The sequence below is a fragment of the Proteus mirabilis HI4320 genome, assembly GCF_000069965.1.
GTDB classification, from domain to species: Bacteria; Pseudomonadota; Gammaproteobacteria; order Enterobacterales; family Enterobacteriaceae; genus Proteus; species Proteus mirabilis.
Genome location: NC_010554.1, coordinates 3044760 through 3057767, shown reverse-complemented (window position 1 = coordinate 3057767; position 13008 = coordinate 3044760). Strand labels below are relative to the sequence as shown.

Sequence of the window (13008 nt, the reverse complement as noted above, 5' to 3'; positions counted from 1 at the left end):
GTGACTACACTGGTTTAAAGGGGTGAATGACAGGGGTCATTTGCCTGGCAGGTCTAACTCCGACAGGAGCCATTTCGTGAAAGACTTATTAAAGTTTCTGAAAGCGCAAACCAAGACCGAAGAGTTTGATGCGATCAAAATTGCTCTGGCATCACCTGATATGATCCGTTCATGGTCATTTGGTGAAGTTAAAAAGCCAGAAACAATTAACTACCGTACGTTCAAACCAGAACGTGACGGCCTTTTCTGTGCCCGTATTTTCGGACCAGTAAAAGATTACGAATGTTTGTGTGGTAAATACAAACGTTTAAAACACCGTGGTGTTATCTGTGAGAAGTGTGGCGTTGAAGTCACACAAACTAAAGTTCGTCGTGAACGTATGGGTCACATCGAATTAGCTTCTCCAGTGGCGCACATCTGGTTCTTGAAATCACTGCCGTCCCGTATCGGTCTGCTGTTGGATATGCCACTGCGCGATATTGAACGTGTACTGTATTTTGAATCTTATGTTGTTGTTGAAGGTGGTATGACCAGCCTTGAACGTGGCCAAATCTTAACAGAAGAGCAATACCTCGATGCATTAGAAGAATTCGGTGATGAATTTGATGCGAAGATGGGTGCTGAAGCTGTTCAGAACTTGTTACAGAGCATGGATCTGGAACAAGAGTGTGAAACGCTGCGTGAAGAGTTAAATGAGACTAACTCTGAAACTAAACGTAAGAAACTGACTAAACGTATCAAGTTACTTGAAGCATTCATGCAATCAGGCAATAAACCTGAGTGGATGATCTTAACTGTACTGCCAGTGTTACCACCAGACTTACGTCCACTGGTTCCACTTGATGGTGGTCGTTTTGCGACTTCTGACTTGAACGATTTATATCGTCGCGTTATCAACCGTAATAACCGTTTAAAACGCCTGCTAGATTTAGCAGCTCCAGACATTATCGTACGTAACGAAAAACGTATGTTACAAGAGTCTGTTGATGCGTTATTAGATAACGGTCGTCGCGGTCGTGCAATTACAGGCTCTAACAAACGTCCTCTGAAATCTTTGGCTGATATGATCAAAGGTAAACAAGGTCGTTTCCGTCAAAACCTGTTAGGTAAACGTGTTGACTATTCTGGTCGTTCTGTAATCACCGTTGGTCCATACCTGCGTCTGCATCAGTGTGGTCTGCCGAAAAAAATGGCACTTGAATTATTCAAACCATTTATTTACGGAAAACTGGAAACCCGTGGTTTAGCGACAACAATTAAAGCCGCTAAAAAAATGGTTGAGCGTGAAGAAGCGGTAGTTTGGGATATCTTAGATGAAGTTATCCGTGAACACCCAGTTATGCTAAACCGTGCACCGACACTTCACCGTTTAGGTATACAGGCGTTTGAACCAATCCTGATTGAAGGTAAAGCTATTCAGTTACACCCACTCGTTTGTGCGGCATATAACGCCGACTTCGATGGTGACCAAATGGCGGTTCACGTTCCATTGACATTAGAAGCGCAGTTAGAAGCTCGCGCGTTGATGATGTCAACTAACAATATTCTGTCTCCAGCAAGTGGTGACCCAATTATCGTTCCTTCACAGGACGTGGTATTAGGTCTTTACTACATGACTCGTGATTGCATCAATGCCAAAGGTGAAGGCATGGTGTTAAGTGGTCCAAAAGAAGCTGAACGCGTTTATCGCGCAGGTTTAGCCTCTTTACACGCGCGTGTTAAAGTACGTATCACTGAAGAGATCAAAGATGGCGAAGGTAATATCACCACTGAAACTAGCTTAAAAGACACTACAGTTGGTCGTGCTATTTTATGGATGATTGTACCAAAAGGCCTACCTTACGCACTGGTTAACCAACCATTAGGTAAAAAAGCTATTTCTAAAATGCTGAATACCTGCTACCGCGTAATGGGCTTAAAGCCAACAGTTATTTTTGCTGACCAAATCATGTATACCGGTTTTGCTTACGCAGCACGTTCTGGTGCTTCAGTAGGTATCGATGACATGGTTATCCCTGCGAAAAAAGCAGAGATCATTGCCGAGGCAGAAGCAGAAGTTGCAGAAATTCAGGAACAGTTCCAATCCGGTCTGGTAACAGCGGGTGAACGTTACAACAAAGTCATCGATATTTGGGCTGCTGCGAATGAACGCGTCGCTAAAGCGATGATGGAAAATCTGTCTACAGAAACTGTGATCAACCGTGATGGTGAAGAAGAACAACAAGTTTCCTTCAACAGCATCTTTATGATGGCTGACTCCGGTGCTCGTGGTTCTGCAGCTCAGATCCGTCAGTTAGCGGGTATGCGTGGTCTGATGGCTAAGCCAGATGGCTCCATTATCGAAACCCCAATCACTGCGAACTTCCGTGAAGGTCTGAACGTACTCCAGTACTTCATCTCAACCCACGGTGCTCGTAAAGGTTTGGCGGATACCGCACTGAAAACAGCAAACTCCGGTTACTTGACTCGTCGTTTAGTTGACGTTGCACAAGACCTTGTCGTAACAGAAAGCGACTGTGGTACAACCGAAGGTGTAATGATGACTCCGGTCATTGAAGGTGGAGATGTTAAAGAGCCACTGCGTGAGCGTGTATTAGGACGGGTAACGGCAGAAGATATCCTGAAACCAGGTACTGCAGATATCCTTGTTCCACGTAATACGCTGTTAAACGAAAAACTGTGTGATCTGTTAGAAGAAAACTCAGTAGACAGCGTTAAAGTTCGTTCAGTTGTAACCTGTGACACAGACTTTGGTGTATGTGCTAAATGTTATGGTCGTGACCTTGCTCGTGGTCATATCATCAACAAAGGTGAAGCTATCGGTGTTATCGCAGCACAGTCAATCGGTGAGCCTGGTACACAGTTAACGATGCGTACGTTCCACATCGGTGGTGCGGCATCCCGTGCGGCAGCAGAATCAAGCATTCAGGTACGTAATAAAGGTACTCTGAAATTGATCAATGCGAAATTTATCACCAACACTGCTGGTAAGTTAGTGATTACTTCTCGTAATACAGAATTACGTCTGATTGACGAATTCGGTCGTACGAAAGAAAGCTATAAAGTACCTTACGGTGCTCAATTATCGAAAGGTGATGGCGAAGCTGTCAACGGTGGCGAAACAGTTGCTAACTGGGATCCACATACCATGCCTGTGGTGAGTGAGGTTTCTGGTATTATCCGTTTTGCTGATATGGTTGATGGTCAAACCATTACTCGTCAAACGGATGAATTAACCGGTCTTTCTTCACTGGTTGTTCTGGATACTGCAGAGCGTACTGGTAGCGGTAAAGATTTACGTCCAGCATTGCGCATCACCGATGCACAAGGTAATGATGTATTAATCCCGAATACAGATATGCCGGCACAGTACTTCCTGCCAGGTAAAGCTATCGTTCAATTAGATGATGGTGTTGCTATTAATGCGGGTGATACGTTAGCACGTATTCCTCAAGAATCTGGTGGTACTAAAGATATTACCGGTGGTCTACCACGCGTTGCTGACTTGTTTGAAGCTCGTCGTCCGAAAGAGCCTGCAATCCTTGCTGAAATCAGCGGTATTGTTTCTTTCGGTAAAGAAACGAAAGGTAAACGTCGCTTAGTTATTTCTCCATTAGATGGCAGCGATGCATACGAAGAGATGATCCCTAAATGGCGTCAACTTAACGTATTTGAAGGTGAGGTTGTGGAACGCGGTGATGTTATCTCCGATGGTCCAGAATCACCACATGACATTCTGCGCTTACGTGGTGTTCATGCGGTTACTCGCTATATCACTAATGAAGTACAGGAAGTTTACCGTTTACAAGGGGTTAAGATTAACGATAAACACATCGAAGTTATCGTTCGTCAGATGCTACGTAAAGTGACTATCGAAAATGCCGGTAGTTCTGAATTCCTTGAAGGTGAACAAGTTGAATACGCTCGTGTTAAAGTTTCGAACCGTATTTTAGAGGAAGAAGGTAAAGTACCAGCAACATACTCTCGTGACCTATTAGGTATTACGAAAGCATCACTGGCTACTGAGTCTTTCATCTCTGCGGCATCGTTCCAAGAAACAACACGCGTACTGACTGAAGCTGCTGTTGCAGGTAAACGTGACGAATTACGTGGTTTAAAAGAAAACGTTATTGTGGGTCGTCTGATCCCTGCAGGTACTGGTTTTGCGTACCATCAGGATCGTATCCAACGTCGTCAACAACAACTGCCAACGGATGAAACTGAAGCAACAATCAGTGCAGATGAAGCTTCTGCTAACTTAGCAGAATTGCTGAATGCGGGTTTCGGCGGTTCATCAAATAACTAATTGATACTGCATTAGTTTTAAATATAAATACCCTCGATAGTTATCGAGGGTATTTTTTTGCTCTTTTTTATACTTGCATAGGTAAGTTAAATAATTAAGTTTATATTTTTCAGATATTTATGATGATTTTTTACTAAGTAAAAGGTCATTTTTTTCTGTAAGCTGGCGGTCCACATTTAGCACGGAGTCAGCGATGAATAAACCTCTTTTAATTTCTTCTCATGATGCTGCATTCAAACGCTTCATGATGAATATTAGTAATGCTAAGGATTTCTTTTTTATCCATTTATCAGACGAATTAAAAAGCTATTGTGATTTTTCAACTTTAAAGCTACAAAATTCCTCTTTTATCGATATTAAATTACGTTCTCGTATGTCAGATATTCTCTACTCAGTGAAAACCAAAAAGGGGAATATCTCAATTTATTTCTTAATTGAGCACCAATCTCGACCAGATAAAATGATCGCTTGGCGTATGATGCACTATGCGTTTTGCACTATGAATCAGCATCTACAGCAAGGTTACACATCTTTGCCGTTGGTTGTTCCTATCTTGTTTTATCATGGCAAACGCAAACCTTATCCTTTTTCTGTCAATTGGTTAGATTGTTTTCCGCTTTCTACATTGGCAAATCAACTCTATCTTAATAATTTTGCATTAATTGATTTGAATTCAATTGATGATGAAATTTTATTAACACATAGAAAAGCCGCTGTAATGGAAATTGCAATGAAACATGTGAACAGTTGCGATGATCTTGATAAGTTAGCGATGCTTCTCTCAAAAGCGATAAATCAGAAAAACTGCAGTGATGAAGACACTATCGCTGTTGTACAATATTTATTCTCAATTATGGATGCGGCGGATTTTGAATCCATCATAAATAAGATAGCTGAACAAGTAGATAACCATAGAGAGACGATTATGAATATTGCATGGCGGTTAGAAAATAAAGGATTTAAATTAGGAAAAATGGAGGGGATAGAGATAGGTAAAAATGAAGGTATAGAAATAGGTAAAAATGAAGGTATAGAAATAGGTAAAAAGATAGTACAAATACAATTAGCAAAAAACTTATTAAAAGAAAACGTTGAGTTAGAATTTATTGAACGAATAACTGGTTTAAGTATACAAGAACTTAAAATATTGATTTTAACCTAATGAAATAGTTAGTTAACTTAATCTTTTTAAGAAAAATTTATTGTTATATCTAACGTATTGATATTATTTTTAATTATTTATTACTATGTGTTATGTAATAAAACCGCGATTATATTTATTAAAAAAATAAATTAAAACGCGGTATTATTTTATCTCTATTAACGACCTAAATAGTTATCCCAATCTTTCCATACAGGCTGTAATCCTCGTGTTTTGAGAGCATTAATTACATCACTGACATGACGATTATCATTAGGTGAAAATTGCTCTAACTCCTCATGACTATCAGAATAACCACCGGGCTGAGTTTTAGAGCCAGCGCTGATATTATTGATGGCTAAAGGTACTGTATTATCGCGAAAGTAAGGCGATTCACGTGTTGAAAGGGAAAGCTCAACATCGGGGGCTAAAATACGAAAAGCACAAATCAACTGAACTAATTCTGCTTCACTCATTACCGATGCAGGATTAAGCCCACCAGCACATGGGCGTAGACGAGGAAAGGAGATAGAGTAACGACTTTTCCAGTAACGTTTTTGTAAAAATAGCAGATGCTCAGCCACCATATAACAATCGGTACGCCATCTGTCAGATAAACCAATTAGTGCACCTAAACCAATTTTATCAATGCCGGCTTGCCCTAATCTATCAGGGGTTTGTAACCGCCAATGAAAATCTTGTTTTTTTCCTCTTAGATGATGCAACTGATAAGTGGGTTCATGATAGGTTTCTTGATAAACCATTACACCATCAATACCGAGCGTTTTTAATTCAGCGTACTCATTTGTCGCCAGAGGTTGTACTTCCATCATTAATAAACTGAACTGCTGGCGAATAAGCGGTATATATTGACGGAAATAATCCATACCAACTTTTCTTTGATGCTCTCCTGTAACGAGTAGCAGGCTATCAAAACCTAATTGCCGAATGCTATGACATTCAGCAAGGATTTCGTTTTCATTTAATGTTTTGCGCTTGATGGCATTACTCATTGAAAAGCCACAATAAGTGCAATCATTAGCACATAAATTAGAGAGGTACAGTGGAACATATAAACCGACAACATTACCAAAACGTTGTCGAGTTAGTTGCTGGGCACGTTGTGCCATTGGCTCTAAATAATGTCGGCCAGCAGGGGAGATCAGCGCCATAAAATCATCAAGCGTTAAAGTATGATGAGATAAAGCAGTTTCAACATCTTCACAAGTTTTACTATTCAGTCTTAACGTGATGTCATCCCAATCTAATTGTTGCCAATAATCAGAAAATGTTTTCATTAGAAAGCCTCTAAATATTGGGTTAATGGGCTAGAGGCTTGTGCTTGCATATGTGTTATTGAAGTCGGTACAGCCAGTCCAGATTGTCGAGCAAGCTCTCCAGCATCAATTGCAGCTTTAAAAGCTTGAGCCATTAAAACTGGATTTTTAGCTACGGCTATGGCGGTATTAACGAGTACAGCATCCGCACCCAATTCTAAAGCTTCAAGAGCATGGCTTGGTGCGCCAATACCTGCGTCAACAACAACGGGTATTGAGGTTTGCTCAATAATAATCCGCAAAAAATCGCGAGTTTGTAAACCCTGATTGGAACCAATAGGTGAACCTAACGGCATTACAGCTGCGCATCCTACCTCTTCTAAGCGACGGCATAATACCGGATCAGCACTGCAATAAGGTAAAACCACAAAACCTTCTTTAACAAGAAGTTCAGCCGCCTTAAGTGTTTCTATTGGATCAGGAAGTAGGTATTTGGTATCAGGATGAATTTCTAATTTGATCCAATGGGTATCAAAGGCCTCTTTTGCTAATCGTGCAGCAAAAACGGCTTCTTGTGCTGTTTTTGCACCAGAAGTATTAGGTAATAATTTTATCCCTAATGATTTAAGAGGGGCGATTAGATCATCATTGCCATTTTTTAAATCAACACGCTTCATTGCCATTGTGACTAATTGGCTACCAGAGGCTTTAATGGCTTCAGCCATGAGTGTTGGTGTCGCAAATTTACCTGTACCAGTAAATAACCTTGATGTGAATGTAGTATCAGCAATTTTCAACATATCAGCCTCCCGCAATTGCTTGAAAGAGAAGAATTGTGTCACCCTCATTGATCATTTGTGTATTCCAGTTTTCACGCGGAATAATGATGTCGTTGATAGCGAGTGCCACCCCCATAGAGGGTTGTTTTAACTCAATAAGGAGCTGGCTTATCGTGACAGGCATATCCAGAGAATAACGTTCGTCATTTACGGTAATATTCATGCTAACCCTCGACAAACAGGACAGTTTTTTGATGGTGTTAAGCGCAAGGTGCTCCAATTTTGTTTTCTACCATCGAACAGACGTAGTTTTCCACTTAACGTACTTGGTAAACCTGCAAGTAACTTAATTGCTTCAAGTGCCTGCAGAGTACCAATGACCCCTACAACGGGGCCTAGAATTCCAGCTGTTTGGCAATTGCGTTGTGGCTCTTTGTTATCAGGATAGAGACAGTGGTAACAACCATGAATAAAAGGGGGCTCAAACACGATCAACTGACCACTAAATCCAACGGCACTGCCACTAATAAGCGGTATTTGTTGTTTAACACAGATACGATTGATTGCTTGGCGAGTGCTCATGTTATCAGTGCAATCTAAAACTAAATCGATGTTTTGAAGCAACGTAGAGGGAAAATCATCATTAACACGTTGTTTATAGGTGGTGATTTTAATGTCAGGATTTAAGGCAAGTAGAGCCTGTTTGGCGATGTCTGATTTTGCATCTGGGATATCTTGAGTGCGATAGAGAATTTGACGCTGTAAATTCGAGACATGCAAATTATCATCATCGACTAAAATAAGTTCACCCACTCCTGCACCTGCTAGATAAAGTGATGCTGGAGAGCCTAACCCACCTAAGCCAATAATTAATACTCTGGCTTGCTGTATTTTGGTTTGCCCTTTTAATCCTATATCTTCTAACATCACTTGTCGGCTATAACGCATAAAATCATTATCATTTAGCATGATGGTTTTCCCTCTACTAATTCTAATAATTTAAGTGTTACCTGTTGCCAGTCTGATGCCTTTGTTATTGCACTCACTAAAGCAACTCCACCAACGCCAGTTGCTACGACATCAGAGACTTTTTCTAGAGAGATCCCGCCAATAGCAACGGTTGGAAAATCATGAGTTTGTTCTACTTGATGTTTGAGTGCTCTTAAACCTTGTGGCTTTGATGGCATATCTTTCGTCGTCGTTGGAAATATATGCCCTAAAGCAATATAAGAGGGAAGTAACCTTTTTGCTCTTTGTAGTTCAGTGTCATTATGGGTGGAAATACCAAGGCATAAACCTGACTGTTTAATAGCATCAAGATCGGCAATGTCGAGATCTTCTTGTCCAAGATGAACACCATAAGCGTGATGTTTAATGGCGAGTTGCCAATAATCATTGATAAATAATCTTGCGTTATACTTACGACCTAATTTGATTGCAGTGATTATATCTTGTTCAACATCTTTGGGCTGTTTATCTTTGATGCGTAATTGGATCGTTGTTACACCTATTTTCAACAGGCGCTCAACCCATTCAATAGAATCGACAACAGGGTAAAGCCCCAACTTTTTTTCGGTTGGGGCAAAAGCCGAATTAGAGGATCTGTTCATTATCAGCTACCTCGGAACTGGCTATTTCTGCACTGTGGTATAGCTCACTACCATGGGCTTTAAAGGCTTGCGACATCTGCTCCATACCTGCTGCATAATCACGCACTTCTTGTGTTATCTTCATTGAGCAGAATTTAGGTCCACACATAGAGCAGAAGTGAGCGACTTTCCCCGATGCTTGAGGTAAGGTTTCATCGTGATATTGACGGGCAGTTTCAGGATCAAGTGCTAGATTAAATTGATCTTCCCATCGAAACTCAAAACGGGCTTTAGACATGGCGTTATCACGAATTTGCGCGCCGGGATGTCCTTTGGCAAGATCAGCAGCATGGGCGGCGATTTTATAAGTAATAAGACCTTGTTTCACATCTTCTTTATTGGGGAGTCCGAGATGCTCTTTCGGAGTGACATAACAGAGCATGGCACAGCCAAACCAGCCAATCATTGCAGCGCCAATACCGGAAGTAAAATGATCGTAGCCCGGTGCTATATCAGTTGTTAGAGGGCCTAATGTATAGAAGGGGGCTTCATGACAATGCTCTAGTTCTTCCGTCATATTGCGACGTATCATCTGCATTGGTACATGACCTGGGCCTTCAATCATGACTTGTACATCATATTCCCAAGCAATCTTTGTTAATTCACCCAAGGTATGTAATTCAGCGAACTGTGCTTCATCGTTAGCATCTTGGATAGAGCCAGGTCTTAGACCATCACCTAATGATAATGAAACATCATAAGCGGTGCAGATTTCGCAAATCTCTCGGAAGTGGGTATAGAGGAAATTTTCTTTATGGTGTGATAAACACCACTTCGCCATAATTGAACCACCACGAGAGACAATACCCGTTAAACGTTTTGCGGTCATAGGAACATAGCGTAATAGGACACCTGCATGGATAGTGAAATAATCCACCCCTTGTTCCGCTTGTTCTAATAAAGTATCACGGAACATTTCCCAAGTGAGATCTTCTGCAATACCGTTAACTTTTTCGAGAGCTTGATAAATAGGAACAGTACCAATAGGGACTGGGCTATTACGGATGATCCATTCACGTGTTTCGTGGATATAACGTCCAGTTGACAGATCCATCACGGTATCGGCCCCCCAACGTGTTGACCAAATCAGTTTTTCTACTTCTTCTTCGATAGATGAGGTAACCGAAGAGTTGCCGATATTAGCATTCACCTTAACTAAGAAATTACGGCCAATAATCATCGGCTCAGATTCTGGGTGATTGATATTGGCAGGAATAATGGCACGACCAGCAGCAACTTCTTGGCGTACAAACTCAGGCGTAATATTGTCAGGTAAATGTGCACCAAAGCTAAATCCGGCATGTTGTTGGCGTAATACTTCGCTACGAATACGTTCTCGCCCCATATTTTCTCGAATGGCAATAAATTCCATTTCTGGCGTAATAATACCTTTGCGAGCGTAATGTAATTGCGTCACTCTCTTATTATTTAGCGCTTTTCTAGGGCTGGGTTTTAACGGAAAGCGTAGATGTTCTAATCCTGCATCAGTAAGGCGTTGTTGAGTGAAATCAGAACTTAAGTGTGAAAGAGGTTCGGTATCATTACGCGCATCAATCCATGGTTGGCGAATTTTTTTTAAGCCAAGATTAACGTCAAGTTGAGAAGTTGGATCACCATAAGGCCCTGAAGTGTCATAGACTGGAATAGGTTCATTCTCTTCAAAAATAGGATCTTCTTTTGAGCCACCGATCAGGGTCTTATCAAGTTGGATCTCACGCATTGGCACTTGAATATCTGAACGAGTACCAGTGATATAAATACGTTTTGAATTGGGAAAATTAATACCTTGAATAGTGCTAATAAAGGATTGCGCTGCATCGCGTTGTTCTTTACGTGGGCGCTGTTTATTCGCAGTGGGCGAAACATCTTTAATAGAGATAGTTTGATTTTTGGACATAGCATTTCCTAATAAATATCAATCAAGCACAAGGCTTGTCGGGTGAATATTGAGAAAAATGCTTGTCTGGAGGTCGCAGGGAGTATCGACAGATAAGAGTGTAAAAAATAGACACAATGAAGCTATCTAAAGGTCGAATGACTCTTGTTCCCTTCGCGGGTATTAGCCCGATCAGGTTCCGCGGATCCCGAATTAACGGTCTCAGCCTGTGTTAAAAATAGCCTTATAAACACTAGGCACTCCGACAAGAATGCCCACAGTATATTAAAGATCTTAAAAACTACAAGCCCGATAATGATTATTTATTTAACTGCCAGTAGCACTGTTGCCATTCTTTTTCTGTTGCTATTTGGCTTAATCTTTCATCGGCGTTAATGGTGATAACCTCATTTGCTTGATAGCATAAAGGGAGATCGTTGGCTGAGTCAGTATAGAAATAAATATAAGAATCCTTAATGTTGTTTTGTTCTTTCCACTGATTGAGTCGAGTGACTTTACCCTCTCTAAAGGTAGGAATACCCTCAATATGGCCTGTATAATGATTATTTTTTATCTGCATATCAATGCCCATAGAAATATCAGCATTAAGTTGTTTTGCAATCGCATGTACCAGAAAAGACATAGTTGCAGAGATAATGATAACGGGGATATTTTGTTGTCGGTATAGGTTTATAGTATTAATGCCTTGAGGATAGAGCAATGGCTTGATTATGGTATGAGTAAAATCAGTAACCCATTGATTTATTTCTTCAATATTATGCTGATTAAAATAAGATAAATGTTGGTGTAAGTACTTATTTATATTGAGCCTTTCTGCGTAATAGTCAGCGATCATTTGTTTATCTAAAGCTAAAAAAGCAGGATCAGTGACTCTCTTTTTCTCCCACAAGTAATTTGTCCATAAACAGCTAGAATCTCCGGCTAACAGTGTTTCATCTAAATCAAAAATAGCGATCTTATGTTTCGTTATGTTTGTCATTCGAGTGAACCTTATTTATAAATACAATTTATATTTTTACCATGGAGGTATAGATGAATTTTGGCGTAGCGACATAATTCATTGAGCGGCTCTTGTGAAAGAGAGTATCCTCTATTGTATATCATTAACTAAGATAGAATTATTACTATGCATTTATATACGCTAACAGGTGGTGAAAAAGGCTGGTGGACAGTCAGCCTAGGCGGCCGAGTTTGGTTACCCAAAGGTGAACTTCCATTTGGTTTAGCAACAGATTGGGGACTTGTGGGTAAACAAGCCAAAATTGTTGGGGAATGGCAAGGAGAAAATGTCTGGCTGATTTATGACAAAATGGAAAGCGATATGTGTTCACCAAGGCTTATCGCATCTCAAGATGAAAAGTTATTTAAATTAGTCGGTCGTGGTGTTCAACTTGCTGAATTTTATCGTTCTCATCGGTTTTGTGGCTATTGTGGGGCTAAAATGCGCCATAGTGAGAGTGAATGGGCATGTTTATGTGATAACTGTCATGAGCGTTATTACCCACAAATAGCACCTTGTATTATTGTTGGTATTCGTAATAAAGATAAAATTCTATTAGCACACCATGTTAGGCATAAACATTCACCACTCTACACCGTTTTAGCTGGTTTTGTTGAAGTAGGGGAAAGCTTAGAAGATGCGGTAGCTCGCGAAGTTTTTGAAGAAAGTCATATTCATATTCGCAATATTCGTTATGTTTCTTCACAACCATGGCCTTTCCCTCATTCTCTTATGATGGGTTTTCTTGCCGATTATGCAGGGGGAGAGTTACGACATGATCCTTCGGAATTAATCAGTGCAGCATGGTATCGCTATGATGAGTTACCACAAATACCACCTTCTGATACTATTGCGCGACGTTTAATAGAAGATACGATAGCGAATATTAGACAAGATGAAGAAAATAGCTAAATAAAGGTGTTGCCTGCCAACTGTTATTTTTCCAACATGTTACACTA

At 40.5% G+C, this 13008-nt stretch carries 10 protein-coding genes and 1 riboswitch; of the genes, 3 read left to right on the top strand and 7 right to left on the bottom strand.

Annotation, left to right across the window (positions count from 1 at the left end; all coding sequences use genetic code 11):
- Positions 1-76: 76 nt before the first annotated feature.
- Positions 77-4306: a DNA-directed RNA polymerase subunit beta' gene (gene rpoC, locus PMI_RS13750; protein ID WP_004246908.1), complete on the top strand. Its 4230-nt coding sequence runs from the start codon at positions 77-79 to the stop codon at positions 4304-4306.
- A 193-nt stretch (positions 4307-4499) separates the two neighbouring features.
- The gene (locus tag PMI_RS13745) at positions 4500-5468 is read left to right on the top strand and encodes an Rpn family recombination-promoting nuclease/putative transposase (protein ID WP_012368507.1); all 969 of its coding nucleotides are present in this window, start codon (positions 4500-4502) and stop codon (positions 5466-5468) included.
- A gap of 158 nt (positions 5469-5626) precedes the next feature.
- Here PMI_RS13745 and thiH read toward each other — a convergent pair whose 3' ends face one another.
- From thiH to PMI_RS13710, 7 genes are all read right to left on the bottom strand, one after another.
- Entirely contained in the window at positions 5627-6745 is a 1119-nt protein-coding gene (thiH, locus tag PMI_RS13740; RefSeq protein WP_004246910.1) for a 2-iminoacetate synthase ThiH, read from the bottom strand.
- Positions 6745-7524, bottom strand: a complete 780-nt coding sequence (locus PMI_RS13735; RefSeq protein ID WP_012368506.1) for a thiazole synthase — start codon at positions 7522-7524, stop codon at positions 6745-6747. The genes thiH and PMI_RS13735 overlap by 1 nt, the downstream gene beginning before the upstream one ends.
- 1 nt (position 7525) lies before the next feature.
- Complete coding sequence (thiS, locus tag PMI_RS13730; RefSeq protein WP_004250087.1) at positions 7526-7726, bottom strand: sulfur carrier protein ThiS; 201 nt, start codon at positions 7724-7726, stop codon at positions 7526-7528.
- Positions 7723-8472, bottom strand: coding sequence for a HesA/MoeB/ThiF family protein (locus PMI_RS13725; protein ID WP_012368505.1), 750 nt, complete (start codon positions 8470-8472; stop codon positions 7723-7725). Before PMI_RS13725 ends, thiS begins: the two co-directional genes overlap by 4 nt.
- Positions 8466-9113 carry a thiamine phosphate synthase gene (thiE, locus tag PMI_RS13720; protein ID WP_004249137.1) on the bottom strand — a complete coding sequence of 216 codons (648 nt, stop codon included), beginning with the start codon at positions 9111-9113 and terminating at the stop codon, positions 8466-8468. Before thiE ends, PMI_RS13725 begins: the two co-directional genes overlap by 7 nt.
- Positions 9097-11049: a phosphomethylpyrimidine synthase ThiC gene (gene thiC, locus PMI_RS13715; protein ID WP_004246916.1), complete on the bottom strand. Its 1953-nt coding sequence runs from the start codon at positions 11047-11049 to the stop codon at positions 9097-9099. The genes thiE and thiC overlap by 17 nt, the downstream gene beginning before the upstream one ends.
- 131 nt (positions 11050-11180) lie before the next feature.
- Positions 11181-11303: riboswitch (TPP riboswitch) on the bottom strand.
- A 44-nt stretch (positions 11304-11347) separates the two neighbouring features.
- A complete protein-coding gene (locus PMI_RS13710) occupies positions 11348-12028 on the bottom strand; it encodes an HAD family hydrolase (RefSeq protein WP_012368504.1) in 681 nt (226 codons plus the stop codon).
- A 147-nt stretch (positions 12029-12175) separates the two neighbouring features.
- On the opposite strand from PMI_RS13710, the gene nudC reads away from it, so the two are divergent.
- Positions 12176-12961, top strand: coding sequence for an NAD(+) diphosphatase (nudC, locus tag PMI_RS13705; protein ID WP_004246918.1), 786 nt, complete (start codon positions 12176-12178; stop codon positions 12959-12961).
- Positions 12962-13008 lie beyond the last annotated feature (47 nt).